Annotated in this window: 27 protein-coding genes and 1 tRNA gene; 14 read left to right on the top strand and 14 right to left on the bottom strand. The window is 67.3% G+C overall.

All coding sequences use genetic code 11. The features are described 5' to 3' along the window. Positions 1-17: 17 nt before the first annotated feature. The 10 genes from ASG27_RS12890 to ASG27_RS12935 all read right to left on the bottom strand — a co-directional run bounded on the left by ASG27_RS12890 (position 18) and on the right by ASG27_RS12935 (position 10,510). Positions 18-1,436 carry a sigma 54-interacting transcriptional regulator gene (locus ASG27_RS12890; protein ID WP_056417655.1) on the bottom strand — a complete coding sequence of 473 codons (1,419 nt, stop codon included), beginning with the start codon at positions 1,434-1,436 and terminating at the stop codon, positions 18-20. Between the two features lie 14 nt (positions 1,437-1,450). Then, complete coding sequence (locus ASG27_RS12895; protein WP_235504038.1) at positions 1,451-2,143, bottom strand: hypothetical protein; 693 nt, start codon at positions 2,141-2,143, stop codon at positions 1,451-1,453. Next, positions 2,133-3,599, bottom strand: a complete 1,467-nt coding sequence (locus ASG27_RS12900; protein WP_056417658.1) for a sensor histidine kinase — start codon at positions 3,597-3,599, stop codon at positions 2,133-2,135. Before ASG27_RS12900 ends, ASG27_RS12895 begins: the two co-directional genes overlap by 11 nt. 22 nt (positions 3,600-3,621) lie before the next feature. Beyond that, positions 3,622-4,965: a tRNA (N6-isopentenyl adenosine(37)-C2)-methylthiotransferase MiaB gene (miaB, locus tag ASG27_RS12905; protein ID WP_056418332.1), complete on the bottom strand. Its 1,344-nt coding sequence runs from the start codon at positions 4,963-4,965 to the stop codon at positions 3,622-3,624. A 94-nt stretch (positions 4,966-5,059) separates the two neighbouring features. Then, a complete protein-coding gene (locus ASG27_RS12910; RefSeq protein WP_056417663.1) occupies positions 5,060-5,515 on the bottom strand; it encodes a hypothetical protein in 456 nt (151 codons plus the stop codon). A 168-nt stretch (positions 5,516-5,683) separates the two neighbouring features. After that, positions 5,684-5,760, bottom strand: a tRNA-Met gene (locus ASG27_RS12915). 26 nt (positions 5,761-5,786) lie between these two features. After that, on the bottom strand, positions 5,787-6,566 hold the full coding sequence (locus ASG27_RS12920; protein WP_056417666.1) for an enoyl-CoA hydratase: 780 nt from the start codon (positions 6,564-6,566) through the stop codon (positions 5,787-5,789). A gap of 126 nt (positions 6,567-6,692) precedes the next feature. Further along, positions 6,693-8,492, bottom strand: coding sequence for a M61 family metallopeptidase (locus tag ASG27_RS12925; RefSeq protein ID WP_056417669.1), 1,800 nt, complete (start codon positions 8,490-8,492; stop codon positions 6,693-6,695). Positions 8,493-8,586: 94 nt separating this feature from the next. Beyond that, on the bottom strand, positions 8,587-9,315 hold the full coding sequence (locus ASG27_RS12930; protein WP_056417673.1) for a DsbC family protein: 729 nt from the start codon (positions 9,313-9,315) through the stop codon (positions 8,587-8,589). 58 nt (positions 9,316-9,373) lie between these two features. Next, positions 9,374-10,510: an FAD-dependent monooxygenase gene (locus ASG27_RS12935; RefSeq protein WP_056418336.1), complete on the bottom strand. Its 1,137-nt coding sequence runs from the start codon at positions 10,508-10,510 to the stop codon at positions 9,374-9,376. A gap of 106 nt (positions 10,511-10,616) precedes the next feature. Between ASG27_RS12935 and ASG27_RS12940 the strand changes: the two genes are divergently transcribed. From ASG27_RS12940 to ASG27_RS12955, 4 genes are all read left to right on the top strand, one after another. Continuing rightward, positions 10,617-11,489 (top strand): MOSC domain-containing protein, encoded by an 873-nt coding sequence (locus ASG27_RS12940; protein ID WP_056417676.1) that lies wholly within the window; start codon positions 10,617-10,619, stop codon positions 11,487-11,489. Positions 11,490-11,572: 83 nt separating this feature from the next. Then, a complete protein-coding gene (gene ychF / locus ASG27_RS12945) occupies positions 11,573-12,667 on the top strand; it encodes a redox-regulated ATPase YchF (RefSeq protein ID WP_056417681.1) in 1,095 nt (364 codons plus the stop codon). Positions 12,668-12,974: 307 nt separating this feature from the next. Then, positions 12,975-13,862, top strand: coding sequence for an EamA family transporter RarD (gene rarD / locus ASG27_RS12950; RefSeq protein ID WP_056417684.1), 888 nt, complete (start codon positions 12,975-12,977; stop codon positions 13,860-13,862). Between the two features lie 282 nt (positions 13,863-14,144). Continuing rightward, positions 14,145-15,338, top strand: a complete 1,194-nt coding sequence (locus ASG27_RS12955) for a GGDEF domain-containing protein (protein WP_235504039.1) — start codon at positions 14,145-14,147, stop codon at positions 15,336-15,338. A gap of 23 nt (positions 15,339-15,361) precedes the next feature. Here the strand turns inward: ASG27_RS12955 and ASG27_RS12960 are convergent, their stop codons facing one another. After that, complete coding sequence (locus tag ASG27_RS12960; RefSeq protein WP_056418339.1) at positions 15,362-15,844, bottom strand: YqaA family protein; 483 nt, start codon at positions 15,842-15,844, stop codon at positions 15,362-15,364. A gap of 181 nt (positions 15,845-16,025) precedes the next feature. On the opposite strand from ASG27_RS12960, the gene ASG27_RS12965 reads away from it, so the two are divergent. The 5 genes from ASG27_RS12965 to ASG27_RS12985 all read left to right on the top strand — a co-directional run bounded on the left by ASG27_RS12965 (position 16,026) and on the right by ASG27_RS12985 (position 20,444). Beyond that, positions 16,026-16,631 (top strand): D-Ala-D-Ala dipeptidase, encoded by a 606-nt coding sequence (locus tag ASG27_RS12965; RefSeq protein WP_056417691.1) that lies wholly within the window; start codon positions 16,026-16,028, stop codon positions 16,629-16,631. Between the two features lie 225 nt (positions 16,632-16,856). Beyond that, positions 16,857-17,903: a tRNA dihydrouridine synthase DusB gene (dusB, locus tag ASG27_RS12970; RefSeq protein ID WP_056417693.1), complete on the top strand. Its 1,047-nt coding sequence runs from the start codon at positions 16,857-16,859 to the stop codon at positions 17,901-17,903. Next, positions 17,900-18,133, top strand: a complete 234-nt coding sequence (locus ASG27_RS12975; protein ID WP_056167477.1) for a Fis family transcriptional regulator — start codon at positions 17,900-17,902, stop codon at positions 18,131-18,133. The genes dusB and ASG27_RS12975 overlap by 4 nt, the downstream gene beginning before the upstream one ends. Before the next feature lie 100 nt (positions 18,134-18,233). Continuing rightward, positions 18,234-19,847, top strand: coding sequence for a bifunctional phosphoribosylaminoimidazolecarboxamide formyltransferase/IMP cyclohydrolase (gene purH, locus ASG27_RS12980; protein WP_056417696.1), 1,614 nt, complete (start codon positions 18,234-18,236; stop codon positions 19,845-19,847). Between the two features lie 84 nt (positions 19,848-19,931). Further along, complete coding sequence (locus ASG27_RS12985) at positions 19,932-20,444, top strand: c-type cytochrome (RefSeq protein WP_082485977.1); 513 nt, start codon at positions 19,932-19,934, stop codon at positions 20,442-20,444. A gap of 160 nt (positions 20,445-20,604) precedes the next feature. On the opposite strand, the gene pobA is transcribed toward ASG27_RS12985, so the two are convergent. Then, positions 20,605-21,801 (bottom strand): 4-hydroxybenzoate 3-monooxygenase, encoded by a 1,197-nt coding sequence (gene pobA / locus ASG27_RS12990; protein WP_056417702.1) that lies wholly within the window; start codon positions 21,799-21,801, stop codon positions 20,605-20,607. 117 nt (positions 21,802-21,918) lie between these two features. Here pobA and ASG27_RS12995 point away from each other — a divergent pair, with 117 nt between their 5' ends. Continuing rightward, positions 21,919-22,710, top strand: a complete 792-nt coding sequence (locus ASG27_RS12995; protein ID WP_056417705.1) for an IclR family transcriptional regulator domain-containing protein — start codon at positions 21,919-21,921, stop codon at positions 22,708-22,710. Positions 22,711-22,783: 73 nt separating this feature from the next. Here the strand turns inward: ASG27_RS12995 and hemL are convergent, their stop codons facing one another. Next, complete coding sequence (hemL, locus tag ASG27_RS13000; protein ID WP_056417708.1) at positions 22,784-24,088, bottom strand: glutamate-1-semialdehyde 2,1-aminomutase; 1,305 nt, start codon at positions 24,086-24,088, stop codon at positions 22,784-22,786. Then, complete coding sequence (gene thiD / locus ASG27_RS13005) at positions 24,072-25,028, bottom strand: bifunctional hydroxymethylpyrimidine kinase/phosphomethylpyrimidine kinase (protein ID WP_056417711.1); 957 nt, start codon at positions 25,026-25,028, stop codon at positions 24,072-24,074. The genes hemL and thiD overlap by 17 nt, the downstream gene beginning before the upstream one ends. A 94-nt stretch (positions 25,029-25,122) precedes the next feature. Here thiD and ASG27_RS25990 point away from each other — a divergent pair, with 94 nt between their 5' ends. From ASG27_RS25990 to ASG27_RS13020, 4 genes are read left to right on the top strand one after another with little or no spacing between them, the layout of a single operon-like run. Continuing rightward, complete coding sequence (locus ASG27_RS25990) at positions 25,123-25,296, top strand: rubredoxin (protein ID WP_082485978.1); 174 nt, start codon at positions 25,123-25,125, stop codon at positions 25,294-25,296. Between the two features lie 57 nt (positions 25,297-25,353). After that, complete coding sequence (locus ASG27_RS13010) at positions 25,354-25,752, top strand: response regulator (RefSeq protein ID WP_034692846.1); 399 nt, start codon at positions 25,354-25,356, stop codon at positions 25,750-25,752. Beyond that, positions 25,752-26,117 carry a response regulator gene (locus tag ASG27_RS13015; RefSeq protein WP_056417714.1) on the top strand — a complete coding sequence of 122 codons (366 nt, stop codon included), beginning with the start codon at positions 25,752-25,754 and terminating at the stop codon, positions 26,115-26,117. Before ASG27_RS13010 ends, ASG27_RS13015 begins: the two co-directional genes overlap by 1 nt. Before the next feature lie 15 nt (positions 26,118-26,132). Further along, positions 26,133-26,660: a chemotaxis protein CheW gene (locus ASG27_RS13020; protein ID WP_056417718.1), complete on the top strand. Its 528-nt coding sequence runs from the start codon at positions 26,133-26,135 to the stop codon at positions 26,658-26,660. The last annotated feature ends 2 nt before the right edge of the window (positions 26,661-26,662 follow it).

Consider the following 26,662-nt stretch of genomic DNA (forward strand, 5'->3'; position numbering starts at 1 on the left):
CTTTGAAAATCAAAGACTTAGTCGTGTCGCTCTTCGGCGACATCATCGCCGCCCGCCGTGTCGCTCTTGAAGTTGCCGGGGGTGAGGGCGTGCTTTTGCAGCAGGCGGTAGAACTCCGTGCGGTTGCGCTGGGCCAGGCGCGAGGCGTCTGCGACATTGCCGTCGGTCATCTTGAGCAGGCCCACCAGGTATTCGCGCTCGAACCGCTGCCGCGCTTCGGTAAAGCTGAGCACCTGGGCCGACGGGATGCGCAGCGCACGCTGCACCAGGGTCAGCGGCACGAGCGGCGTGGTGGACAGGGCGCACACCTGCTCCACCACGTTGAACAGCTGGCGCACGTTGCCGGGCCACGCGGCCATGGTCAGTGCCTTCAGGGCCTCGGGCGCAAAGCCCGACAGGCGCTTGTCGTACTTGCGTGCGAGGCGGTCCAGAAAGTGGTTCGCCAGCAGCGCGATGTCCTCGCGCCGGTCGGCCAGCGTGGGCAGCATCAGCGTCACCACGTTCAGGCGGTAGTACAGGTCCTCGCGGAACTGGGCCGTGGCCATGGCTGCTTCCAGGTCGCGGTGCGTGGCAGAGATGATGCGCACATCGATGGGCGTGGACTGGCTCGAGCCCACGGGCCGCACGGCGCGCTCCTGCAGCACGCGCAGCAGCTTGACCTGCAGGGCCGGCGGCATGTCTCCGATCTCGTCCAGCAGCAGCGTGCCGCCATCGGCCGCCTGGAACAGGCCCTTGTGGTTGCTGGTGGCGTCGGTGAAGGCCCCCTTCACGTGGCCGAACAGCTCGGATTCGAGCAGTGCCTCGGGGATGGCCCCGCAGTTCACCGCCACAAAGGGCTTGGCGGCGCGCGGGCTCGCCCGGTGGATGGCCTGGGCCAGCAGTTCCTTGCCCGCGCCGCTGTCGCCCAGCAGCAGCACGCTCGCATCCGACTGGGCCACCATGTAGGCCTCGGCGAGCAGGTCGGTCATGCGGTTGGAGCGGCTCACGATCTCGGCGCGCCAGGCGTCGTTGGCGTGGGCGTGGGTCACGGCCGGCGCGCTCAGCGCCAGGGCCTGGCCGATCTTCTCGAGCAGGTCCTTGCCGTCGTAGGGTTTGGTGAGGTAGGTGAACACACCGCGCGAAGTCGCTTCCACCGCATCCGGGATGGTGCCGTGCGCCGTCAGCAGGATGACCGGCAGCGAAGGGTGCCGCGCGCGCACTTCGTCGAACAGCGCGAGCCCGTCGCGCCCCGGTAAGCGGACATCGCTGAGCACCAGCTGCGGCCGCGCCATGTCGAGCTGCGCGAGCGCGGCTTCGGCAGAGCCCACCGCAATCACCTCGTACCCTGCGGCATTCAGGCGCAGCGACAGCAGCCGCAGCATGTCGGCATCGTCGTCCACCACAAGGATGCGGGCCGATGCGCCAGCGCGGGATGCAGGGGTGGAGTGGTTGGGCATGGTGATGGGGCAGGTCAGGGGGCAGAACGTTGCGGGCCGTTGCCGGGCGATGACGCAGGGGCCGCTGGCACCGGGGGGCGGGTGGTCAGGCTGCGCTCGATGGCGCGCACGGCTTCCAGCCGCTCGTTGAGCTGGTCGTTGCGCCGCTGCGCGTCGCGCAGTTGCTGCGTCTGCCGGTCCAGCTGGTCTTCCAGCCGGCGCAGGTTCAGCAGGCGGGCCTCCATCAGGCGTGCCAGCGGGTGCAGTGCCTGCGACGCCGCGCTCTGGTTGGCGAGCACGCGCTGCACCAGGCCCAGCGCGCGCGCCGTGTCCACGGCCTGGCGGGTTTGCGCCAGGGCGGTCGCCAGCAGCAACGGGGTTTCGGCAGAGGCCTCTTCGGCATCGCTCAGGCGCGAGATTTCCCTTGCCAGCTCTGCCGGCCCCATGCGCAGGGTCAGGTCGGTCTGGGCCAGGACCTGCAGCACCGGGATGGGAGCGGGCAGCGGCGGGGGCTCCGCGCGCGGGGTGTGGTCCTGCGTTTTGACCTCGACCGGAGCCGGCGCCACGGCGGCCACGGGGGGCGGTGGCGGGGTCGCGGCCTGCGGGGCCGTCGCACCGCAGCCGACCAGCAGCCACGCCGCCGCCAGCGGAAGAAGTGCTGCCGCGGGGCTCGTCAGTGCGCGGGTGCGCTCCGTGGCCGCGAAAAGATGAAGGTCGCTAGGCTGCATGCGGTAGTTCTATGCGAAAGAATGATGTGGCGCCTTCGTCCACCAGGCGCACCGTGCCCCCATGGGCTGCGATGTACTCCTGGACGATGGACAGGCCGATGCCGGTGCCGCGCACGGCGTCGTCCGGCTGGCGCACGCCGCGGTAGAAGGGCTCGAAGACGTGGTCACGGTCCGCCGGTGCCACGCCGGGGCCCTGGTCGATGACATCCACCCGGACAGTGCCCGCAGCGCGCGACAGCACGATGCGCAAGGTTCCGCCCTTGGGCGAAAAGCGGATCGCGTTGGACAGCAGGTTGCTCACCGCCGAGGCGATCTTGTCGGCATCGATCGGCAGCGAGACTGGCGAGCCTTCCACCAGCACCTTGAGGCCCCGTGACTGCCACTGCAGCCGCTGGCTTTCCACCTGCGCTTCCAGGAGCGCCAGCAGGTCGGTATCGCGCCGCTTCAGCTGGCGGGCCTCGAAGGCTGCGGCATTGAAGCGCAGCAGGGCCTCGATCTCGCTTTGGAGCACCAGCGTGTTGTGGTGCAGGATCTGCGCCACTTCGCGCTGTCCGCCATTGAGCTCGCCGGTCACACCGTCCTGCAGCAGTGCCACGCCTTCGCGCAGTGCAGCCAGCGGGGTCTTGAGTTCGTGCGATACGTGGCGCAAGAAACGCGCCTTGTCGGCGTCCAGTTCCAGGAGCCGCAGGCGCAGCCATTCGAGCTGCTGGCCGACGCGGCGCACGTCGTCCGGGCCGGAGATCACCACCGGTTCGTCCAGCTGGTTCTCGCCCAGCTGGCGGATGGCGCCCTCCAGGCGCTTGAAGGGACGGGCCAGCCAGATGCCCAGTGCCAGGGCCAGCACCAGCGCCAGCACGATCACGCCCACCACCTGGTGCGTCACATTGCGGCGGCTGGCTTCCACGCGGTCCTGCAGCTCGCGGTTGCGCTGGGCATTGATGTCCTGGATCGACTGCGCGATGTTCAGGTTCAGCGTCTCGATGGCCACGAACTCGTCGGCCACGAGCCGCTCGTTGTCCAGCGCGCGCTCGGGCGGGGCGTTGAGCAATTCCTTCACGGTATCGAGGTGCCGGCGCCATTCGATGGCCTGCTCCTCGGGGAGCCCGTCCTTTTGCAATTGGTCCAGGATGGCCGAGGCCTCGATCGACATCTCATCGAAGCTGCGGCGCAGGGGCGCATCGCGCAGCACCAGCGACTGCCGGGCCGCCCGCTCCAGGGCCTGGCTGCGCTGGTTCAGTGCCTGCGCGGCCGTGCCCATGGCGGTGGCATGGGTGGATCCGTGCCGGCTTTGCACCATGAGCTGCTCCAGCGTGTGCAGCGCCCGCAGCGAGCTCACGCCGAGCAGTCCCGCAATCAGCAGGAAGGCCAGCAGCAGCAGCTGCTGAAAGGAAAACCCGTTGAGCGGACCGCCCGCCCTGGGCGTGCCAGCGCTGGGTGGACTGCTGGGTGCGGACATGGGAGGGGCTGTTCCTGCGGTTTCAGGCCAGCGCGGCCTCGTGGGTGAGGACTTCGCCGCGCAGCGTGTAGGCCTTGGCTTCGGTGATGGTCACGTCCACCATCTGGCCGACAAGGCGGGGCTGGCCCACGAAGTTGACGACGCGGTTGCACTCGGTGCGGCCCATCAGTTCGGTGGTGTCGCGCTTGGAGGCGCCTTCCACCAGGATGCGCTGCACCGTGCCCACGCGGCTTTCGCTGATGGACTTGATGTTGGCGTTGATCACGCCCTGCAGGTGTTGCAGGCGGCGCAGCTTCACGTCGTGCGGTGTGTCGTCGTGCAGGCCGGCCGCGGGCGTGCCGGGGCGGGGGCTGAAGATGAAGCTGAAGCTGTTGTCGAAGTGGATATCGTCGATCAGCTTCATCATCTTGTTGAAGTCGTCCTCCGTCTCGCCGGGGAAGCCCACGATGAAGTCGCTGCTCATGGCCAGGTCGGGGCGGATGGCGCGCAGCTTGCGCACCGTGCTCTTGTATTCCATGGCGGTGTAGCCGCGCTTCATCGCCATCAGGATGCGGTCGCTGCCGTGCTGTACCGGCAGGTGCAGGTGGCTGGCCAGCTTGGGAATGCGGGCATAGGCGTCGATCAGGCGGGGCGTGAACTCGTTGGGATGGCTCGTCGTGTAGCGGATGCGCTCGATGCCCGGGATGTCGGCCACGTACTCCAGCAGCAGCGCGAAGTCGGCGATCTCGCTGGTGTCGCCCATCTTGCCCAGGTAGGCGTTCACGTTCTGGCCCAGCAGCGTGATCTCTTTGACGCCCTGGTCGGCCAGGCCGGCGACTTCCACCAGCACGTCATCGAAGGGGCGGCTGACCTCTTCGCCGCGTGTGTAAGGCACGACGCAGTAGCTGCAGTACTTGCTGCAGCCTTCCATGATGGAGACAAACGCGCTGGCGCCTTCGACACGTGCCGGCGGCAGGTGGTCGAATTTCTCGATCTCCGGGAAGCTGATGTCCACCTGCGGACGGTCCAGCCGTTCGCGCTGGTTCAGCAGCTCGGGCAGGCGGTGCAGGGTCTGGGGGCCGAACACCACATCGACATAGGGCGCGCGCTTGATGATCTCGGCGCCTTCCTGGCTGGCCACGCAGCCGCCCACGCCGATCTTCACGCCGCGGGCCTTGAGGTGCTTGATGCGGCCCAGGTCGCTGAAGACCTTCTCCTGCGCCTTCTCGCGCACCGAGCAGGTGTTGAACAGGATCAGGTCGGCTTCGTCCACGTTCTGCGTGGGCTCATAGCCCTGGGCTGCATTGAGCACGTCGGCCATCTTGTCCGAGTCGTACTCGTTCATCTGGCAGCCGAAGGTTTTGATGAAGACTTTTTTGGAGGCCATGGCAATCAATCTCGTGTCCGAATGGGGATGCGGCGGCGCGCGTCGGGCGGCCGCTGGGGCGTTGGGCAACCCGGCAGGGGCTGCGGGCGCCGGGTTACTTCTTCACCGGATCCGAGTCGGTGCGGAAATTGAACTGGATCGTGTCCGAGCCATTGCGCGGCTGGGCCGCTTCGCCTTCGGTCAGGATCCAGGCGGACAGCAGCATGCCCGTGCTGTTCTCGATCAGGTAGTTGACCTTGAAGGTCTGGCCCTGCACCGTGTGCAGCATGACCAGCGAGTTCTGGGGGCTGAACAGGCGCATGCCGGGCGCCATGCGGATGTTGCGCCCGTTGAGCACGGCATCGGAGCCACCCTGGACGGTCAGGCTGCCCCGCAGCGATGCGTCCGGAAAGTTGCGCGCCACCCCCAGGCCGGGCTGGACCTGTGCATGGGCGGGCATTGCCAGGCAGGCGAGGGCCGACAGGCTGGCCGCAGCCAGCGCACGCGCAGCATGCAGGCGCCGGCCGGTGCTGGCCGGAGGGGAGTGAGGGGCAGGGGTGCAGCGGTTCATGGTGTGTATCCAGAGGCTGGTAACAAGGTGGGGGAGGCCGATTTTACGGGCCAGGGGGCCCAGAAAACCGTTTTCGTACAAGGACTTACCGCTACGGCAAGGACGCCGCGGCCACAAAAAAGCCCGCAATCACTGGCGCGTTGCGGGCTTTTGGCGGTCACTCGAATGTGGTGGTCGTAGGTGGACTTGAACCACCGACATCAGCATTATGAATGCTGCGCTCTAACCAACTGAGCTATACGACCGTAAGACCAAGATTATAGAACAAAAATTATTGGTGTGTGAAGTTGGCCGTGCGTTTGTTCATGAACGCGTCCATGCCTTCCTTCTGGTCCTGGGTGGAGAACAGGGCGTGGAACAGGCGGCGCTCGAACATCACGCCGTCGGACAGGCTGCCTTCGAACGCCCGGTTCACCGATTCCTTGGCGGCCATCACCGCGATCTGCGAGAAGCCGGCAATGAGGATGGCCGCGCCCAGGGCCTCGTCAATGAGCTTGTCGTAGGGCACCACGCGGCTGACGAGGCCGGCGCGCTCGGCTTCGGTGGCATCCATCATGCGGCCGGTGAGGGCCATGTCCATCGCCTTGGACTTGCCCACCGCACGCGGCAGGCGCTGCGTGCCGCCGGCCCCGGGGATCACGCCGAGCTTGATCTCGGGCTGGCCGAACCGCGCGTTGTCGGCCGCGATGATGAAGTCGCACATCATCGCCAGCTCGCACCCGCCGCCCAGCGCAAAGCCGCTCACGGCAGCGATCACGGGCTTGCGGATGGAGCGGATGGCTTCCCAGTTGCGGGTGATGTAGTCGCCCTTGTAGGTGTCGGCAAAGCTGTACTTGGCCATCGCGCCGATGTCGGCGCCCGCTGCAAATGCCTTTTCACTGCCCGTGACGATGATGGCGCCGATCGCCTCGTTGGCGTCGAAATCCTTCAGGGCCGCGCCCAGCTCGTTCATGAGCTGGTCGTTCAGGGCGTTGAGCTGCTTGGGGCGGTTGAGCGTGATCACGCCGACCTTGTCCGCTTCGACGCGGACTTCGATGGTTTCGTAGGCCATGGTATCTCCTGGTTTATGGTTTCTTGTGAAGGGCTGTCGGCAATATACCCAAGCAGGTCCGCATTGCGGCCCGGCGCGTGGCGCGGTAGGTAAAAGGCCGTACCGCGGCCGCGCATCCGGCGGCGATCACGCCAGCCAGCGCCCCAGTGCGGTCGCGTCGGCGGCCGAGAGGCTGACGGTATCGGGGGCCGGAGCGTGCCGGGCGGGTTTGCGAGGCGCCGCGCTCTGGCCGCGGGGGGGCAGCTCCAGCGCCAGGCGCAGCAGCCGGCCGTCGCGCGCCACCAGGGCAGTCACCGAGGTTTCGGCGCCTGCATAGAACGCCACGTCGTCGAGCTTGCTGATGCGCCAGCCTTGCCCCTGCACCTCCACGCCCAGCCATTCGTCCCCGGGTGCGATGCCGGCCTGTTCGGCCAGGCCCGCGCGCAGCACGGTCTTGATCTGCACGCTGTGGTTTTCGGCCACGCGCAGCCCCAGGCGCTGGGCCCATTGCGGTGCCTCTGCCTGCAGGTGCACGCCGTGCGCCGCCAGCAGTTCGGCCAGGGGGAGTTCTGCCGTGCTGTGCACCCACTGCGCGATGTCCGCGTCGAAAGACCGCCCGCCCAGTTCCCGCAGCACGGTACGCAGGTCGTCCTCCGTCATGGGGCCGCCCTGGCAGCGTTTCCACAGCGCGCGCATCACGTCGTCCAGCGTGCTCTTGCCGTCGCGGCGCAGCGCCAGGTCCAGGCACAGCGCGACCAGCGACCCCTTGGTGTAGTAGCTCACCGTGGCGTTGGGGGTGTTCTCGTCCTGGCGGTAGTACTTGACCCAGGCATCGAAGCTCGCCTGGGCCACGGTCTGCACCATGCGCCCCGGGGTCTGGTGCACCTGGTTGATGGTCTTGGTGATGAGCTTCAGGTAGGTTGCGTCGTCGATCAATCCCGCCCGGCGCAGCAGCAGGTCGTCGTAGTAGCTGGTGAAGCCTTCGAAGAACCACAGCAGGTCGGTGTAGTTCTCCCTTGCGTAGTCGTGCTGTGCGAATTCGGCGGGGCGCAGGCGCTTGACGTTCCAGGTGTGGAAGTACTCGTGGCTGATCAGGCCCAGCAGCGTGGTGTAGCCGTCGCTCGCGCGGCTGTCGCCCACGCGGGGAAGGTCCCTGCGCCCGCAGATGAGCGCCGTGGAGTTGCGGTGCTCGAGGCCCCCGTAGCCGTCGCCCACGGCATTGAGCATGAACACGTAGCTCTTGAACGGGGCGGCGCCGTCGCCGTGCCAGAAACGGATCGCGGTCTCGCAGATCTTCTGCGTATCCGCCAGCAGGCGCTTGTCGTCGAACGATGGCGCGGCGCCGGCCACGACGAAGCGGTGGGGGATGCCCGCCGCAGTGAAGCGGCCCACCCAGAAGCTGCCCAGCTCGACCGGGCTGTCCACCAGTTCGTCGTAGTCCTCGGCCTGGTACAGGCCAAAACCTTTTTTATCGACCTTGAGCGCCGTGAGCCCGGTGGCCACCGACCAGTCGGCCGTCGCCGGGGTGCTGGCCATCTCCAGCGTGTGGGCCTGCTTTTCCTGGCCGCGCACCTGCAGGCACAGGCTGGTGCCGTTGAAGAAACCGCGCGATGCATCCAGCCAGGCCGTGCGCACCGAGGTGTCGTAGGCGCAGACGGCATACGTCAGCACCAGGGGCTTGTCCGCGCTGCAGTCCGCGCGCCAGCGGTGCTTGTCCAGCTGCGTGAGCGGCACGGCGTGTTTGCCCTGGTGTGCCGTGAGCTCCTGCAGGTTCTTGGAGAACTCGCGCACCAGGTAGCTCCCCGGAATCCATACCGGCAGGGACACTTCCTGCAGCGCCTGGGGGTGGGCGATGGTCAGGGTGACGCTGAAGAGATGGGCATGCAGGTCCGCAGGCTCCACGCGGTAGTGGATGGCTGCGGGCTCGTGGTGGCGGGTGGAGGGCATGGGCGTGTGCTGTGTTCTGGCGTGGTGGCCAGCAGCGCCGGGCCCTGCTGGCAGGCTCGGGAACGCCATCGCGTTCCCGCGGGTGCGGTGGGGTTCAGTTGCCGCCGGTGGCTTCGCTGCCGGCTTCGGCCAGGCGTTTTTCCACTTCCTGCGCGCCGATGGCGCCCGGCACGCGCGTGCCGTTGGCGAAGATCAGGGTGGGGGTGCCGGTGATCTTGTGCTTGCGGCCGAAGGCCAGGTTGCGTTGCAGGGCGCTGGTGTCGCAGCTGGCGGCGGGTGCGGGCTTGTCGCGCACCATGTGGTCCTGCCAGGCCGTGACCTTGTCCTTGGCGCACCAGATGTTGCGCGACTTCTCTGCCGAGTCGGGGCTCAGGATGGGGTACAGGAACAGGTACACCGTCACGTTGTCCACGTTCTGCAGGTCGCGCTCGAAGCGCTTGCAGTAGCCGCAGTTGGGGTCCTCGAACACCGCCACCTTGCGCTTGCCGTCGCCGCGCACGATGGTGAAGGCGTCCTTGAGCGGCAGCGCCGAGAAGTCCACCGCGGTCAGCTTGGCGATGCGGTCTTCGGTGAGGTTGCGGCGCGCCTTGGCGTCGATCAGCTCGCCCTGGATCACGTAGTTGCCCTTGGCGTCGGTGTAGAAGAGGTCGGTGCCGATGCGCACCTCGTACAGCCCCTTCATGGGCGTGGGGCGCACCTCGTCGATCTTGTCCATCTGCGGGATGCGCTCGGCCAGCGCCTTGCGGATGTCGGCCTCCTGGGCGGATGCCGCCGCGCTGGCGAAAAGGCCGATGGCCGTGATCAGGATGGGAATCAATTTCATGGTGTTCTCGGGTTCAATGGTCGGCGGCCGCCAAGGCGTCCGCTGTGGTCGTCGTCAATCAAATTCCCATGGCCTGCCGGGCCACAAAGTCCTTCAGCGGGCCGCTTCTCTCGAAGCCCTTCATGCCCCAGTTGCGCAGCGCCTGTATCGGACCTTCCTGCCGTGCAAACAGCTGCTGCAGCCCGTCGGTGGCCAGGCCCATCGGCACCAGCGCCGCCTTGCGTTCGCGCTCGTAGCGCCGCAGCAGCCGCAGGTCGGCTACGCTGCGCCAATAGTCACGCCCATGCAGCACGGCCGCCAGCGCCTGCGCATCCGCAAGCCCCAGGTTCAGCCCCTGGCCCGCCAGCGGGTGCACGTTGTGGGCGGCGTCGCCGGCCAGCGCCCAGCTGCGGGCCGGGCGGCCGGCAGCGGTGCCGGGCACGGGCCCGCACCAGCGGTCGGCCCGGGCCAGCTGCAAGGGCCAGGCAGCGCGCTCGGCCGTCAATTCCAGTGCGCCCAGGGCCTCCTGGCTCGCAGTCTGCAGCCGCTGGGCGAATTCCTGCGGTGACAGCGCCAGCAACGGCGCCACCTGCTCCTGCAGGACGGACCACACAACCGCGACGGAGTTCCCCTCCCGCCCGCCCAAAGGCAAAAAAGCCAGGATGCCGTCGGGCAGAAACCACTGCCGGGCCACCTGCCCGTGGGGGCGCTCGCACCGCAGCCGGGTGGCGATCGCGTGCTGGGCGTAGGGCGTGACGTCGAAGTTCACGCCAAATTCGTCCCGCGTGCTGCTGGCCCGGCCCTCGCACACCACGGTGAGCGCGGCGGGGACGGGGGCGTTCACCACCTCGACATGGGGCTGGTAGCGCACCGCCTCGGCCAGGCGTGATTCCAGGGCGGGCACGTCCACGATCCAGGCGAGGGCCTGCACGCCCTGGGCCGCCGCGTCGAACCGCACGGCGCCGCCCTGGTCGCCCTGCACCTGCATCTGGCGCACGGCGGTGGCGTGTTCTTCGTCGGGCCAGCTGCGCAGGGATTCCAGCAACTGCCGGGACGCCAGGTTGAGTGCATAGGCCCGTACGTCGGTTGCGGCAGGATTCTTGGGGCCGGGGGCGGGCAGCAGCGCCACTTTCAGCCGGTCCCGTGCCAGCAGCAATGCCAGGGTGGTGCCCACCACGCCGGTGCCGCGAATGCAAATATCAAAGGTTTGGGCCATGAGGGGCATTGTAGGAGCCGTGCCGGGCCGCCGTGCGCAGTGCAAAATTGCGGGGAAGGGGCATCTTCCCCGTGTCCAAGGGTCCGTTTTTCAGGAGCGTGCTGGCGTGAGTTTCAACCCCGATTCCGATCTGTCCGGCACCATCGCGCGCCTGTTTGTCTACCCCGTCAAGTCGTGCGCGGGCATCGAGGTGCGGGAGGCGCTGCTCACCGAGACGGGCCTGGACCTGGACCGCGCCTGGATGGTGGTCGATGCCGATGGCATGTTCCTGACCCAGCGTGCGCTGCCGCGCATGGCCTTGATCCGCCCGCAGCTCAAGACCGAAGAGATGGTGCTGCGCGCGCCCGGCATGCTGGCGCTGCACGTGGCCATCGACGCGGTGGAGGCGCCCGCCACGGTGACCGTCTGGCGCGACACCGTGCCCGCCTGGGACATGGGCGCGGTGGCGGCCCAGTGGTTCACCGACTTCCTGGGCCAGCCCTGCCGCCTGGTGCGCTTCGATCCCGAGCACCGGCGCCTGTCCAGCATGGACTGGACGGGGGGCGTCGAGGCGCCCAACCAGTTCTCGGACGGATTCCCGGTGCTGGTGGCGAGCGAGGCATCCATGCAGGAGCTGAACGACCGCCTCACGGCCGCCGGCCACGGCGCCGTCGGCATCGAGCGCTTTCGGCCCAACGTGGTGCTGGGCGGCGTGGATGCCCACGACGAAGACCGGGTGGACATGGTGCGGGTGGACGGCGGGGCCGAGGGCGAGATCCATCTGCAGGGCGTCAAGCCCTGCGCACGCTGCCCCATTCCGGACATCGACCCGGCCACCGCCGAAAGCAGCCCCGAGGTCGGGGCAACGCTGCGGACCTACCGCGCGGACCGGCGCCTGAACGGTGCCATCACCTTCGGCATGAACGCCATCGTGCGCCAGGGCGCCGGCCATGTGCTGCGCGTGGGGCAGCGGGTGGCGGCCGATCTGCGGTTTGACTGAGGCCTGAACAGACCCTCGCGGAGGGCCATGGCTGGCGCGCCGTAAAATCGGCGGTTTGTCTCCGAATTCCAGAAAGCCCTGCCATGAGCCTCCAATGCGGCATCGTGGGCCTGCCCAATGTGGGCAAGTCCACTCTCTTCAACGCGCTGACCAAGGCTGGCATCGCCGCCGAGAACTATCCCTTCTGCACGATCGAGCCCAACACGGGCGTCGTGGAAGTGCCCGACCCGCGCCTGCAAAAGCTCGCTGAGGTGGTCTCGCCCGAGCGCGTGGTCCCCGCCATCGTCGAGTTCGTGGACATCGCCGGCCTGGTGGCCGGTGCCTCCAAGGGCGAAGGCCTGGGCAACCAGTTCCTGGCCCACATCCGCGAAACCGACGCCATCGTGAACGTGGTGCGCTGCTTCGAAGACCCGAATGTGATCCACGTGGCCGGCCGCGTGGACCCGATCGCCGACATCGAGGTCATCCAGACCGAGCTGTGCCTGGCAGACATGACGACGGTCGAGAAGGCACTGAACCGCTACAGCAAGGCCGCCCGGTCGGGCAACGACAAGGAAGCCGCCAAGATCGTCGCGCTGCTCACGCCCATCCAGGCGGCCCTGGACCAGGGCAAGCCCGCCCGCAGCGTGCCCGTCAGCAAGGAAGACGCGCCGCTGCTCAAGCAGTTCTGCCTGATCACGGCCAAGCCTGCGATGTTCGTCGGCAACGTGAGCGAAGACGGTTTCGAGAACAACCCGCTGCTCGACCGCCTGAAGGAATACGCCGCCGCCCAGGGCGCCCCGGTGGTGGCCATCTGCGCCAAGATCGAGGCCGAGATGGCCGAGATGGGCGACGAGGACCGCGACATGTTCCTGCAGGAGATGGGCCTGGAAGAGCCCGGCCTGAACCGCCTGATCCGCGCGGGCTTCAGCCTGTTGGGGCTGCAGACCTATTTCACGGCCGGTGTGAAGGAAGTGCGCGCCTGGACGGTGCCCGTGGGCGCGACCGCGCCGCAGGCTGCCGGCGTGATCCACGGCGACTTCGAGCGTGGCTTCATCCGTGCGCAGACCATCGCGTTCGACGACTACATCCACTACAAGGGCGAGCAGGGCGCCAAGGACGCGGGCAAGATGCGCGCCGAAGGCAAGGAGTACATCGTCAAGGACGGCGACGTGCTCAACTTCCTGTTCAATGTGTGACGCCCCCTGAGCCGCTGTGCGGCTCGGTGCCGGCCGCCAGCGGCTGCAGCTCTTCAGGCCGTCCAACCCTGCGCAGGCAGGCTTGGAGCCGCGGCCCTCAGCCCCCGCTCTCGCATTGCCGCGCAATGCGGGCAGCGGGACGACGCCGGTGGCCTGGCGGAGCCCGTTCCACGGCGTCCGCTGATCTGGGGGCGCGCCAGTTTTGTGCGCAGCTCCGTGGCTCACTGATTTCAAGAAAAATGCCGCTAGCGCAGGCAGATAAAGCGGTAACAGCTATGCTTTCAATAGCGCAACCGGGTTTGCTGCCATGAACACCGGAATCCTCTACGCCGCGCTGGCCTATGTCGCCTGGGGCCTGTTCCCGCTGTACTTCAAGCAGGTGGCCGATGTGCCGTCGGTGGAGGTGGTGATGCACCGCACGCTGTGGTCGCTGGTGTTCGTGCTGGCGGTGCTGCTGGTGCGCCGGCAATGGGCGTGGATGGGGGCTGTCGTGCGCCAGCCCCGGGTGCTGGGGGCGTTTGCGCTGTCGGCGCTGCTGCTGTCGGGCAACTGGCTGACCTATGTGTGGGCGGTGCAGAACCAGCACGTGGTGGATGCGAGCCTGGGCTACTTCATCCTGCCGCTGGTGAACGTCGCGCTGGGCTATGTGTTTTTGCACGAGCGTCCGCGCCCCGGGCAGTGGGTGGCGGTGGCCGTGGCGGCCGCGGGGGTGCTGTGGCTCACGGTGCAGGCGGGCCGGCTGCCCTGGATCGCGCTGGTGCTGGCCTCGAGCTTCGGGGTCTACGGGCTGCTGCGCAAGGTGGCCACCCTGGGGGCCCTGGAGGGCCTGGCGCTCGAGACGATGCTGCTGGCCCCGGTGGCCGCCGTCGTGCTCGGCTGGTGGGCCTGGCAGGGGCAGGGGGCGGTGGTGCAGGGCGACAACGCAGCCACCCTGGGCTGGCTGCTGGTGGCCGGGCCGCTCACCGCCGTGCCGCTGCTGCTGTTTGCGGCGGGCGCGCGGCTCATTCCCATGTCCACGCTGGGCATCCTGCAGTACATCTCGCCCAGCCTGCAGTTCGCGCTGGGCGTATGGGTGTTTCATGAGGCCTTCGAGCCCGCGCGATTGGTGGGTTTTGTGCTGATCTGGGCGGCTCTTTGCGTCTATTCTGCTGAAGGCTGGTGGTCGGTGCGCAGGACGGAGCCCGCGCGCCTATGATGCGCCGCACTGAAGTGCGCGGCGGCCGCTGCGCACGGCGGTCCATACCCCCCGTCGGTTGATCTTTCTCAAAACTGGGCGTGTGGCGCTGCCCGCTACTGGAAAACACCGTGTGGTGTGATGTCAGTTCTGCGTAAGATGCGCGGGGCCTGCCCCAGGCAGCTTGCCAAGGGCCCGCGCACCCCGGCAAGATGTTGCCACCCGAACGAACCCAGGCTCCGCCTGCCCTCCCACATGTTTTTTGGACGCAAGAATCCGTTTTCTGCCACGGATGCCTTTCCCTTGTCCGACGCAGTCATGGAGTTCGATGACTCCTCGTCGGCCGCGGCGGTGCGTCCGGCCCGGCGCGCCATGGACGGACTGGGCGCGCAGGGCGCGCGCGGCATGAGCGTGGCGCAGCAATGGCTGCAGGCGACGGGGCTGATCGGGCTGTACGCGGTGGCGTTGGTGGGTTTTTACGCGCTGGACGTGGTCTCCGCGCAGGTGCTGCTGGTGCTGGCGGGCTTGGCGGTGCTGTGCTGCCTGGTCTTCTGGGCGGTGTTTGCCACCAGGCTGCACCAGAAGCTGCGGCACCGGCACCTCAAGCTGGCCATCGTGGCCGCCGCGCTGGCGTGCATGCTGGTGCTGTTCTACCTGGAGCCCGTCACGCAGATCTTGCTGGCGCCCTTCGCGTTCGTGGCGGTGGCCTATGGCACGTTCACCGTGCCGCGCCGAACGCTGCTGGGCTTGTCGGCCTGCCTCATGGTGCTGTACGCGGGGGTGGTGGGGCTGCATTACCTGGACCAGCGCAATGCCGCGCTGCTGCGCCTGGAGGTGCTGCACGGGCTGGCCTTGCTGATGGCGCTGCCGGCGTTCATCTTGCTGATGGGCCGGGTGCAGCGCCTGTACCGCAGCCTCTACCATGCCAGCCGCAAGATCAAGAACATCCAGGAAGACGCGCAGCGGGACACCCTGGTGGGCTGCTTCAACCGGCGCTACGTGCTGGCCGCGCTCGAAGAGCAAAAGCAGCTGGCCGACGAAAGCGGCATCCCGCTGTGCCTGGCCGTGCTGGACATCGACCGCTTCAAGCGCATCAACGATGAACTCGGCCACCTGGGCGGCGACGAGGTGCTGCGCACGTTCGCGCGCATCGCGCAGCAGGGCGTGCGCGGCGGCGATGTGTTCGGGCGCTACGGCGGTGAGGAGTTCCTGCTGATCTTCCCCGCCACCTCGCTGCTGCCAGCACTCAATACCTGCGAGCGCATCCGAGCGCAGGTCGAGTCGCACGCCTGGAGCGGCCTGCTCAAGGGCCGGGTGACGGTGTCCATCGGCGTCACCCAGTATGTGCTGGGCGAGTCGGTGCTGGAGTTTTTCTCGCGCGCCGACACGGCGATGTACATGGCCAAGGAGGGTGGTCGCAACCAGGTGGTGGTCGAGGAGCCCGTGGCCAAGGGCGACTCGGTACTGTCGGAGTCGAGCGCCCACGCTTTTCTGTAGGCCTGCGCTCAGGGCGCAGGCGGTCAGCCGCCCAGCTTGCCGGGCATGAAGTGCAGCAGCACGCTGGTCATGACCAGGTAGCGCATGAACTTGCCGATGGCCATGTAGGCCAGGCAGGGCCAGAACGGCAGCTTGAGCCAGCCGGCCACCGCGCACAGCGGGTCGCCCACCACCGGCAGCCAGCTCAGCAGGCAGGCGCGGGCGCCGAAGCGCTGCAGCCAGGCCAGGGCACGCACGTCCGTGTGGCCGCCCCGTGCCTTGTCCACCGCCTTGTGCGCGCCCACACCCATCCACCAGCTCACGCCACCGCCCAGCGTGTTGCCTGCCGTGGCCACCAGGATCGCCGGCCAGAACATTGCGGGGTTGATCTTGATGAGGCCGAACACGGCGGGCTCCGAGCCCAGCGGCAGCAAGGTGGCCGAGATGAACGAGACGATGAAGACCGTGCTCAGGCCGAATTGCGGCAAAGCCAGCCATTCCAGCAGCTGCTGCATCCAGTTTTGCATCCAGATTTCCATAGCGGCGAAGTGTAGGGCGGCAAAACAGGGTGGTCCGCGCATGGGGGCGCTGTCCTACGCCGGCCCGCGGCATCTGCGCATGGGCCTGCCAGGGCCCGATTTGTATCGTGAAGCAACACGGTGCCGCTGAAATCTGTTCTTCCTTCCAGGCGCCGCACAGGAGGCCCCCATGCAGAAAAACTCCCTGTCCCCACTGGCACAGCATGCAGACCGTGCAGGGCGCGCCAGCGCCAAGGTGCCTGCGGGCACGCGCTGGTCGTCGGTGGCCATGGCGCTGCTGCTGGCGGCGTGCGTGCACAGCCCCCAGGCGGCGGTATCGACATCGCCAGAGCCGCTGGTGGGCGTGACCGGGCCTGGTCGCGGGGCGGCGCAAGGTTGTGCCGAGACTGCGGCCTCACGCAACGCGCTGCAGGGCATTGCGCAGGAGCTCAAGGCCCAGGGCCTGGCCTTCCGTGCGTCGTGCCAGGTGGCGCAAAGCCGCAGCGGTTGGGTGGTGCAGGTGAAGGTGGTGGATGGCGCCAAGGCCAGCAAGGTGGTGCGCGGCCCGCTGGCCGATGGCCACGATGTCGACATGGGCACCCCGGCCGGTGTGGAGCTGGCGGGTGCGCAACCCGGCGCACAGGGCTTTTCGCCCGACGTGCAGCACAACCGCGAATGGCTGCGCGGCCTGATGGCCCGCCATCAGTTCGACAACCTGCCCACCGCCTGGTGGCTCTTCGCGCAGCGCGGCGCGGTGCCCGCCCCATCGTCCGAGACCGATCTGGCAGCGCGTTGATCGGAGGCTGGCCGCCACGGCCACCGGCGTGCGAGGGTGAATCGGGCCGTGCCATCGTGTGCGCAAGCGGCGGCCTCTGCTGGGCTGGGCGCGAGGGGCATGTCCGGCCGCACCGGCAGCCCCTGGTTTTCACGGGACGGAACATTTCATTTGCTGAAATTTTGAGCAGGTACAATCCCGCCTCCTTTTTCAGCATTCGCTGCTGCCCCCTCCCGCACCCTACCCATGCACATCGGCCACATTCCTTTGGCGAACCGGTTGTTCGTCGCCCCGATGGCGGGCGTCACGGACCGGCCGTTCCGCCAGTTGTGCAAGGCGCTGGGCGCGGGCTACGCGGTGAGCGAGATGGTGACCTCGCGCAAGGACCTGTGGAACAGCCTCAAGACCTCGCGCCGGGCCAACCATGAGGGGGAGCCCGGGCCGATTGCCGTGCAGATCGCCGGCACCGAGGCGCAGATGATGGCCGAGGCCGCGGTCTACAACGTGGAGCGTGGCGCGCAGATCATCGACATCAACATGGGCTGCCCCGCGAAAAAGGTCTGCAACAAATGGGCGGGCTCCGCCCTGATGCAGAACGAGGCCCTGGCGGTGGAGATCGCCGAAGCGGTGGTTGAGGCCTGCGCGCCCTTCAACGTGCCCGTCACGCTGAAGATGCGCACCGGCTGGTGCCAGGAGCACAAGAACGCCGTGGCCCTGGCCCGCGCGTTCGAAGGCGTGGGCATCCAGATGCTGACCGTGCACGGCCGCACGCGCGAGCAGGGATACAAGGGCCATGCGGAGTACGACACCATCGCTGCGGTCAAGGCCGCCGTGAAAGTGCCCGTGGTGGCCAACGGCGACATCACATCGCCCGAAAAGGCGCGCGACGTGCTGGCCGCCACCGGGGCCGACGCGATCATGATCGGCCGCGCCGCCCAGGGCCGGCCGTGGATCTTCCGCGAGGTCGGCCACTTCCTGGCCACGGGCGAACACCTGGCGCCGCCCCTGGTGGCCGAGGTGCGGCGCCTGCTGCTGGAGCACCTGCACGACCACTACAGCCTGTACGGCGAGCTGACCGGGGTGCGCAGTGCGCGCAAGCACATTGCCTGGTACCTGCGTGCGCTGCCCGGCGGCGAGGCCTTCAGGCAACACATCAATACGATCGAAGACAGCGCCACGCAGTGGCAGGCCGTGGCCGACCACCTGGAGGCCCTGGGGCAGCAGATGGACCGGCTGCCCGCCGCCACCGGCGTGGACGCTGACACAGAAGAACAAGAGGGAATGGCTGCATGAGCAAGAAACACATCGAGGAATGCGTGCGCGAGAGCCTGCAAGGCTACTTTCGCGACCTGGGCGGAGAGACGCCCGACGGCATGTACGACATGCTGGTGCGCGTGGTCGAAAAACCGCTGCTGGAAGTGGTGATGCAGCAGGCCGACAACAACCAGTCCCGCGCCGCCGAATGGCTGGGCCTGAACCGCAACACCCTGCGCAAGAAGCTGTCGCTGCACAAGCTGCTGTGACGGCCCGCACAACCTATTGCTATTAAATTTATAGCTGCTAGCGCTTATCCATAAAGCGGTAGGCCCTGTTTTTATTCAAACTCTCCCCACCACCACTGCCATGAACGCACTTCTTTCCGTCTCCGACAAGACCGGCATCGTCGAATTTGCCCAGGCCCTGCACGCGCTGGGCATCAAGCTGCTGTCCACCGGCGGCACCGCCAAGCTGCTGGCCGACAACGGCCTGCCCGTGACCGAGGTGGCCGAGGTCACCCGCTTCCCCGAGATGCTGGACGGCCGCGTGAAGACGCTGCACCCCACGGTGCACGGCGGCCTGCTGGCCCGCCGCGAGCTGCCTGAGCACATGGCGGCCTTGAAGGAGCACGGCATCGACACCATCGACCTGCTGGTGGTCAACCTGTACCCGTTCGAGTCCACCGTGGCCAAGGCCGGCTGCACGCTGGCCGACGCCATCGAGAACATCGACATCGGCGGCCCCGCCATGGTGCGCAGCGCCGCCAAGAACTGGAACGACGTGGGCGTGATCACCTCGGCCGACCAGTACGAGGCTGTGCTGGCCGAACTGAAGGCAAGCGGCAAGCTCTCCCACAAGCTGCGCTTTGCGCTGTCGGTGGCCGCGTTCAACCGCATCGCCCAGTACGACGGCGCCATCAGCGACTACCTGTCGTCCGTCACGTTCGAAGAAGACAAGCTGTCGGAGACCTACGTGCCCACGCGCGCCCAGTTCGCCGGCCAGAGCAACGGCATCTTCACCAAGGTGCAGGACCTGCGCTACGGCGAGAACTCGCACCAGCAGGCCGCGCTGTACCGCGACCTGCACCCCGCGCCCGGCTCGCTGGTGACGGCCGAGCAGGTGCAAGGCAAGGAGCTGTCGTACAACAACATCGCCGACGCCGATGCGGCATGGGAATGCGTCAAGAGCTTCGAGGCGCCTGCCTGCGTCATCGTCAAGCACGCCAACCCCTGCGGCGTGGCCGTGGGCCTGGATGCCCTGGATGCCTACAGCAAGGCCTTCCAGACCGATCCCACCAGCGCCTTCGGCGGCATCATCGCCGTGAACCGCACGCTCGACGGCGCGGCTGCCGCGCAGATCAGCAAGCAGTTCGTCGAAGTGCTGATGGCCCCCGACTTCACCGCCGAGGCGCTGGAAGTCTTCAAGGCCAAGGCCAACGTCCGCCTGCTCAAGATCGCGCTGCCACCGCACGCCTCCAAGACCGACACGCTGACCGACTGGCAGCGCGGCCGCAACGCCATGGATGCCAAGCGCATCGGCTCGGGCCTGCTGCTGCAGACCGCCGACAACCACGAGCTGTCGCTGATCGACCTCAAGGTGGTCACCCAGAAGCAGCCCACGCTGGAGCAACTGGAAGACCTGCTGTTCGCCTGGAAGGTCGCCAAGTACGTCAAGAGCAACGCCATCGTCTTCTGCAAGGGCGGCATGACCATGGGCGTGGGCGCCGGCCAGATGAGCCGCCTCGATTCCGCCCGCATCGCCAGCATCAAGGCCGGCCACGCCAACCTGTCGCTGCAGGGCACCGTGGTGGCGAGCGACGCGTTCTTCCCCTTCCGCGACGGCCTGGATGTGGTGGTGGACGCAGGCGCCACCTGCGTCATCCAGCCCGGCGGCTCGATGCGCGACAACGAAGTCATCGACGCAGCCAATGAGCGCGGCGTGGCGATGGTGTTCAGCGGCGTGCGCCACTTCCGCCATTGATGCATGCGGCTGCGGTTGAACAAGCCCGTGCGGTGCCGGGCGGTGGAGTGCCGGTGCCTGGCACGGCGGGGCTGAGCCAACGCGATGGCCCCACAACCTTCCGACGACGAGCGGGACAACCCACGCCCCCGCTGGGTGGCGTGGGCCATCGGCTTGCTGGCCGCTGCCATCGCGCTGGGCATGGCGAATCTGGCGTGGATGATGCTCACAGGCCGGCTCGGTCCCAAGGCCGAGAAAAGTGCTGCAGCATCTGCCGGTGCGCCTTCTGCTTCCTCGGCTGCCGTGCGGCCCTCAATCCCCTCGACGGCCAGCAGCTGCATGCGCTGCCATGGGGTGGACCGCACCTACGTAGGCCCTGCTTTCGCCAGCATTGCCACGCGGTACCGTGATCGCGCCGATGCGCAGGCCTACCTGGCCGGCAAGATCCGCAACGGAAGCGTGGGCGAGTGGGGCCGCGTCGTCATGCCCCGCCAGGTGGGGGTGACGGACGCTACCGCCCTGGAGCTTGCTGCGTGGATCCTGCAACTGGCACCGCCTGCCGAATCCGCTGCGCACCGCGGGAAGCCGCCGCCGGCCGATGACGACACCGTGAAGTGATGCCGATCGGTGAGAGCCAGCAACAAGGGCCAGCTGAGAAGATTTTGGCCTCTAGCGCCCGCCGATAAGGCGTCAGGCGCTATCCTATTTGCAGCATTCCCGCCGATGGTCGCCGCCTGATACGCCCACGCGCACAGGCCGACAGTCCTGCGGGGCTGCCTCAGCGGATTGCCCCCACCGCAAAATCCAGCGGCAACCCCACATAGTTCTCCGCCAGCGACGTGGACGCAGCACGCGAGTTGACCAAGTAGTCCAGCTCCGCCTCCTGCATCTTCTGCCCGAACTCGCCCGTGTCCGGAAAGCGGTGCATCAGCGAGGTGAACCACCACGAGAAGCGCTCGGCGCGCCAGACGCGGCGCAGGCAGCGGTCCGAATACGTGTCGATGCCCGCGCTGGATTGGTCGCGGTAATAGTCCGACAGCGCATTCCACAGGTACCCCACATCGCTCGCCGCCAGGTTCAGGCCCTTCGCGCCGGTGGGCGGCACGATGTGGGCGGCGTCGCCCGCCAGGAACAGGCGGCCAAAGCGCATGGGCTCGGCCACGAAGCTGCGCAGCGGGGCGATGCTCATCTCCAGGGCCGGGCCGGTGACCAGGTTCTCGCGCGCCTCGGGGTCCAGGCGGTGGCCCAGTTCGGCCCAGAACTGCTCGATGCTCCACTGCTCCACCTTGTCGGTCGATGGCACCTGCAGGTAGTAGCGGCTGCGCGTGTTGCTGCGCATGCTGCACAGCGCGAAGCCGCGCTCGGTGTTGGCGTAGATCAGCTCGTGCGACACGGGCTTCACGTCGGCCAGCACGCCCAGCCAGCCGAAGGGGTAGACGCGCTCGTAGGTGCGCAGCGCGCCCTCGGGCACGCTGGCGCGGCACACGCCGTGGTAGCCGTCGCAGCCTGCGATGAAGTCGCACAGCACCTCGTGCGTCTGGCCGTCCTTCTCGTACGTCACGCGCGGCTGCTGGCCGTCGAAGTCGTGCACGCTCACGTTTTGGGCGTCGTATACCGTGGTCAGGCCTTCGGCGGCGCGGGCGTCCATCAGGTCGCGGGTCACCTCGGTCTGGCCGTACACCGTCACCCGGCTGCCGCCGGTCAGCGCGTGCAGGTCGATGCGGTGGCGGGCTCCCTTGAACAGCAGCTCGATGCCGTCGTGCGGCAGCCCTTCGGCATGGGCGCGGGCGCCGACGCCGGCCTGGTCCAGCAGGTCCATGCTGACCTGCTCCAGCACGCCGGCGCGGATGCGGCCCAGCACGTAATCGGGGCTGCGCTGTTCGATGATGACGGCGTCGATGCCGGACGTGTAGAGCAACTGGCCGAGCAGCAGGCCGGCGGGGCCTGCGCCGATGATGGCAACCTGGGTACGCATGGTGGGGCAACCTCGTGGGGAAAAGATGCTGCCAAGCGTAGGTTGATCTGCGTCAAACGGGCAGGGCGCGCAGGCGGTTGCGTGCGATGGGTGGATGTGTTGTGCGATCATCGCGCAATGACCACCGTTCAGACCGCGTCCCCCATCGCCAAGGCGGACTTCATCGAAGGCATGGCCAAGGGCATGGCGGTGCTGGAGAGCTTCGACACCGAGCGCCAGCGGCTGAACGCCACGCTGGCGGCGCAGCGCACGGGCCTTACGCGCGCGGCGGCGCGCCGGCACCTGCTGACGCTGGCGCACCTGGGCTACCTGGAGACGGACGGCAGCTACTTCTGGCTGGCGCCCAAGGTGCTGCGCTTTTCGGGCAGCTACCTCGCGTCGGCCCGGCTGCCGCGCGTGCTGCAGCCCACGCTCAACCGGCTGGCGGCGCAGACGCAGCAGTCGTTTTCGGCGGTGGTGCTGGACGGCAACGAGGTCGTGATCGTGGCGCGCAGCGGTGTGTACGGAGCGCCGTCCCGTGTGCTCGCCTACGGCCTGCACCTGGGCGCGCGGCTGCCGGCGCACCCCACGTCGACCGGGCGGGTGCTGCTGGCGGCGCTGCCTGCGGCGGAGCTGACGGCCTGGCTCAAGGGCAACACGCCGCAGCGGCTTACGCCGCACACCATCACGCAGGTCGGGCCGCTGCGGCAGGTGATTGCCAGGGCGCGGCGGGACGACTGCTGCCTGGCGGTGGAGGAGCATGAACTGGGCGTGCACGCGCTGGCCGTGCCGCTGCGCAACCTGCAGGGCCGCACGGTGGCGGCGCTGAACGTGGTGGCATCACCCAAGCAGGTGGACGAGGGCAGCCTGCAGCGCGACATGCTGCCGCTGCTGCAGGACGCCGCGCGCGAGTTGCGCGGGCTGTTGTGACGGCCCTGCAGCCAGGATTTCGATAAAAAAATGCCGCTACCGCGCTATGAATCAGCGCTGGTAGCTATGATTTTTATAGTGTCTTGAGCACTTCGCGCGCGGCGGACACGGTGGCGTCGATGTCGTCGGCCGTGTGGGCCGAGCTCACGAAGCCTGCCTCGTACAGCGCTGGCGCGATGTAGACGCCGCGGTCCAGCAGGCCGTGGAACAGCGTGTTGAAGCGCGCGTTGTCGGTCTTGAGCACCTGGGCGTAGTTCTGCGGCAACTCGGGCAGCAGGAAGAAGCCGAACATGCCGCCTTCGCAGTCCGCGCTGAAGGGCACGCCCTCTGCGGCGGCGGCGGCAGACAGCCCATCGACCAGCGAGCGGGTGCGGGCCGAGAGCGCGTCGAAGAAGCCAGGCTTCTTGATCTCGCGCAGCGTGGCCAACCCGCAGGCGGTGGCCACCGGGTTGCCAGACAGCGTGCCCGCCTGGTACACGGCACCCAGCGGGGCCAGGTGCTCCATGATGGCGCGCGGCCCGCCGAAGGCCGCCAGCGGCATGCCGCCGCCGATCACCTTGCCCAGCACCGTGATGTCGGGCTTGAAGCCGGGGATCGACTTCGCGTACACGCTCTGCGCGCTGCCCAGCGCCACGCGAAAGCCGGTCATCACCTCGTCGAGCACCAGCAGCGCGCCGTACTCGGTGCACAGTTCGCGGCAGCGCTTCATGAACGGGACGCTCGCGCGCACCAGGTTCATGTTGCCCGCGATGGGCTCGATCATCACGCAGGCCAGCTCCTTGCCGTGCAGGGCAAAGGCTTCTTCGAGCTGGGCGACGTTGTTGTATTCGAGCACGATGGTGTGCTGCACCACTTCGGGCGGCACGCCGGCGCTGGTGGCGTTGCCGAAGGTGGCCAGGCCCGAGCCGGCCTTGACCAGCAGCGAGTCGGCATGGCCGTGGTAGCAGCCTTCGAACTTGATGAACTTGCTGCGGCCCGTGGCGCCGCGCGCCAGGCGGATGGCGCTCATGCCGGCCTCGGTGCCCGAGCTCACCAGGCGGATCATCTCCATGGAGGGCACGAGGCCCAGGATCTCCTCGGCCAGTTCGACCTCGCGCTCGGTGGGCGCGCCGAAGCTGAAGCCATCGAGCGCCGCCTTCTGCACTGCGTCGAGCACGGCCGGGTGGCCGTGGCCCAGGATCATCGGGCCCCAGGAGCCGATGTAGTCGATGAAGCGCTGGTCGTTGGCGTCCCAGAAGTACGCGCCCTGGGCGCGCTGGATGAAGCGGGGCGTGCCGCCCACGGCCTTGAAGGCCCGCACGGGCGAGTTCACGCCGCCGGGGATGAGCGCCTTGGCGCGCTCGAACAGGGGGATATTGAGGTCAGTGCTTGGTGTCATGGGGGGGCATCACAAAGCCTTCGATGGCCTGTGTTTCGTCGATCGGGGTGTCGTCATCCGCATCGTCTTCATCGTCGTCGGGCTGGGCCCAGAACATGCGGTCGGGCACGATGTGGCCCATGCCGGGGCGAAAGCCGGCATCCAGGCAGCGGTCCAGGTAGCTCAGCGCCTCGCTGGTGGCCTCGCCCAGGTCGTTGCCGGCGCCGACCAGCGCGGTGAGCGCGGCCGACAGCGTATCGCCCGCGCCGGCGAAGGTCGCGTCGAACAGCTCGAACTTGCCGGTGCCCAGGATGGCCTGGGGCGAGGCGAGCACGTTCTCGACGAACTGCTCGGGCAGGGGGATGCCGGTGACCAGGGTGTAGGGCACGCCCATCTCGGAGGCCGCGCGGGCGATGTCGCGCGCCGTGGGGCTGCGCTCGCTGCCCCAGTCCGGCAGCAGCCAGCGCCACAGCGTGCTGTGGTTTCCTACCAACACCGAGGTCTGCGGTAACAACAATTCCCGGAAGGCATCCAGATACTCGTCGATCTGCTCATCCGTCCACCAGGACAGGTTGGGCATGTAGGCGATCACGGGGACTTCGTCGTAGTCGGTGGTGATCTCGGCGATGGCGCTGATGTTCTCGGGACTGCCCACGAAGCCGACCTTGATCGCCTGCACCGGCATGTCTTCCAGGACGGTGCGGGCCTGTTCGGCCACGGCCTCGTCCTCGAAGCTGAAGTGATCGAAGATCTGGGCGGTGTCCCTGGCGTAGGCGCCGCACACCACCGCAATGGGGTGGCCGCCCACCGAGGCGATGGTGGTGATGTCGGCGGTCAGGCCGCCCGCGCCGCTCGGGTCGCTGGCGTTGAAGACCAGGATGCAGGCGGGGCTGGCGTCTTCGGAACCGTCATCTTCGATATCTATGATTTCGGGGGAGGGTTGGGATGCTTTGGTGGTCATGGACCAGATCCTGCTAGAGGGGTGGCACAGAAGCCGCAACCCGCTGAGATGACTAGATACAATCGTTGCATTCTATGTGAAGGCCCTTTAAGCTGTGACCGACTCTAAAACCTGGATGTGTTTGATTTGCGGCTGGATATATGACGAGGCGGAGGGTTCCCCTGAGCACGGCATTTCCCCCAATACTCCCTGGGAGCAGGTCCCCATGAACTGGACCTGTCCCGAGTGTGGTGCACGCAAGGAAGATTTCGAGATGGTTCAGATTTGAGACGCTCTAGATCATGGACTACAGCGTTGTTTATTTTTCCATCGGGAGCAGTAACAATTGACTACAACAGGCGCATCTTTCAAAGTGCTCGTGGTGGATGACAGCAACACCATCCGTCGAAGCGCCGAGATTTTTCTCAAGCAGGGGGGGCACGAAGTCTTGTTGGCGGACGACGGCTTTGATGCTTTGGCGAAGGTCAACGATTACCAGCCGCAGCTGATTTTTTGCGACATTCTCATGCCCAAGCTCGACGGGTACCAGACCTGCGCCATCATCAAGCGCAACGCCCGTTTTGCAGATACACCGGTAGTCATGCTGTCCTCGAAGGACGGTGTGTTCGACAAGGCGCGCGGGCGCATGGTCGGCTGCCAGGAATATCTCACCAAACCGTTTACCAAAGACCAGTTGCTGCAGGCTGTGCAGCAATTTGGCAATGCCCAACAAGGAGCGATGTAATGCCCATCCAGAAAGTACTGGTCGTCGACGATTCGAAGACCGAGCTGATGTTTTTGACCGACCTGCTGCAGAAAAAAGGCATGCAGGTTCGTACCGCAGAAAATGCTGACGAAGCTTTTCGCCGTCTCGCAGAAGAAAAACCCGACCTGATTCTGATGGACGTGGTCATGCCTGGCCAGAACGGTTTTCAGCTCACCCGTGCGATCACGCGTGACCCGCTGTATGCCGATGTGCCGATCATCATGTGCACCAGCAAGAACCAGGAAACAGACCGCGTCTGGGGCATGCGCCAGGGCGCGCGCGGCTACATCACCAAGCCCGTGGATCCCGCAGAGCTGCAGGCCAAAATCGACGCTCTCAGCTAACGCGGCGGCGCGCTCATGGCCAACCGCGAAGCCCTGCGAGAGCTCCAGACCCGACTTGCCAGCCGCCTGCAGGCGGCGCGGGTCGAAGGAACCTCTGTATCGTCCTGGCTGGCTGTAGAGTCCGCCGGGAGTTTTTATTTGCTGCCGCTCGCGCAGTCCGGCGAGATCTTCTCCTGGGTGTCCGTGCAGGCCGTGCCCTACACCCAGAGCTGGTTTCTGGGCGTCGCCAACCTGCGCGGCGGCCTGGTGGGCGTGGTGGACCTGGCCGGCTTGCTCGGTGCCACGGCGCCCCGCACCGACCAGGCGCTGTCCGAGTCCAGCCTGCTGGCATTCAACGCCGCGCTCGACGTCAATGCCGCCCTGCTGGTGGACCGCCTCGCGGGCCTGCGGGGCACCGACGCTTTCGTGTCGTCCCAGCCCCCGGCCGAAGATGCGCCCGCATTCTTTGGCACCACCTATATCGATTCCAGCGGCACACGCTGGCAGGAGCTGAACCTGCAGCTCCTGTCCCAACATCCCGCTTTCCTGAGCATCAGTGCTTGAGT

This window comes from Acidovorax sp. Leaf191, assembly GCF_001424425.1.
Classification (GTDB): domain Bacteria; phylum Pseudomonadota; class Gammaproteobacteria; order Burkholderiales; family Burkholderiaceae_C; genus Acidovorax.

Excerpts from the sequence above, each read along its gene's own strand:
- ASG27_RS12890 (WP_056417655.1), bottom strand. The coding sequence starts at position 1,436 with ATGCCCAACCACTCCACCCCTGCATCCCGCGCTGGCGCATCGGCCCGC.
- ASG27_RS12895 (WP_235504038.1), bottom strand. The coding sequence starts at position 2,143 with ATGCAGCCTAGCGACCTTCATCTTTTCGCGGCCACGGAGCGCACCCGC.
- ASG27_RS12900 (WP_056417658.1), bottom strand. The coding sequence starts at position 3,599 with ATGTCCGCACCCAGCAGTCCACCCAGCGCTGGCACGCCCAGGGCGGGC.
- miaB (WP_056418332.1), bottom strand. The coding sequence starts at position 4,965 with ATGGCCTCCAAAAAAGTCTTCATCAAAACCTTCGGCTGCCAGATGAAC.
- ASG27_RS12910 (WP_056417663.1), bottom strand. The coding sequence starts at position 5,515 with ATGAACCGCTGCACCCCTGCCCCTCACTCCCCTCCGGCCAGCACCGGC.
- ASG27_RS12920 (WP_056417666.1), bottom strand. The coding sequence starts at position 6,566 with ATGGCCTACGAAACCATCGAAGTCCGCGTCGAAGCGGACAAGGTCGGC.
- ASG27_RS12925 (WP_056417669.1), bottom strand. The coding sequence starts at position 8,492 with ATGCCCTCCACCCGCCACCACGAGCCCGCAGCCATCCACTACCGCGTG.
- ASG27_RS12930 (WP_056417673.1), bottom strand. The coding sequence starts at position 9,315 with ATGAAATTGATTCCCATCCTGATCACGGCCATCGGCCTTTTCGCCAGC.
- ASG27_RS12935 (WP_056418336.1), bottom strand. The coding sequence starts at position 10,510 with ATGGCCCAAACCTTTGATATTTGCATTCGCGGCACCGGCGTGGTGGGC.
- ychF (WP_056417681.1), top strand. The coding sequence starts at position 11,573 with ATGAGCCTCCAATGCGGCATCGTGGGCCTGCCCAATGTGGGCAAGTCC.
- rarD (WP_056417684.1), top strand. The coding sequence starts at position 12,975 with ATGAACACCGGAATCCTCTACGCCGCGCTGGCCTATGTCGCCTGGGGC.
- ASG27_RS12960 (WP_056418339.1), bottom strand. The coding sequence starts at position 15,844 with ATGCAAAACTGGATGCAGCAGCTGCTGGAATGGCTGGCTTTGCCGCAA.
- ASG27_RS12965 (WP_056417691.1), top strand. The coding sequence starts at position 16,026 with ATGCAGAAAAACTCCCTGTCCCCACTGGCACAGCATGCAGACCGTGCA.
- dusB (WP_056417693.1), top strand. The coding sequence starts at position 16,857 with ATGCACATCGGCCACATTCCTTTGGCGAACCGGTTGTTCGTCGCCCCG.
- ASG27_RS12975 (WP_056167477.1), top strand. The coding sequence starts at position 17,900 with ATGAGCAAGAAACACATCGAGGAATGCGTGCGCGAGAGCCTGCAAGGC.
- purH (WP_056417696.1), top strand. The coding sequence starts at position 18,234 with ATGAACGCACTTCTTTCCGTCTCCGACAAGACCGGCATCGTCGAATTT.
- ASG27_RS12985 (WP_082485977.1), top strand. The coding sequence starts at position 19,932 with ATGGCCCCACAACCTTCCGACGACGAGCGGGACAACCCACGCCCCCGC.
- pobA (WP_056417702.1), bottom strand. The coding sequence starts at position 21,801 with ATGCGTACCCAGGTTGCCATCATCGGCGCAGGCCCCGCCGGCCTGCTG.
- ASG27_RS12995 (WP_056417705.1), top strand. The coding sequence starts at position 21,919 with ATGACCACCGTTCAGACCGCGTCCCCCATCGCCAAGGCGGACTTCATC.
- hemL (WP_056417708.1), bottom strand. The coding sequence starts at position 24,088 with ATGACACCAAGCACTGACCTCAATATCCCCCTGTTCGAGCGCGCCAAG.
- thiD (WP_056417711.1), bottom strand. The coding sequence starts at position 25,028 with ATGACCACCAAAGCATCCCAACCCTCCCCCGAAATCATAGATATCGAA.
- ASG27_RS13015 (WP_056417714.1), top strand. The coding sequence starts at position 25,752 with ATGCCCATCCAGAAAGTACTGGTCGTCGACGATTCGAAGACCGAGCTG.
- ASG27_RS13020 (WP_056417718.1), top strand. The coding sequence starts at position 26,133 with ATGGCCAACCGCGAAGCCCTGCGAGAGCTCCAGACCCGACTTGCCAGC.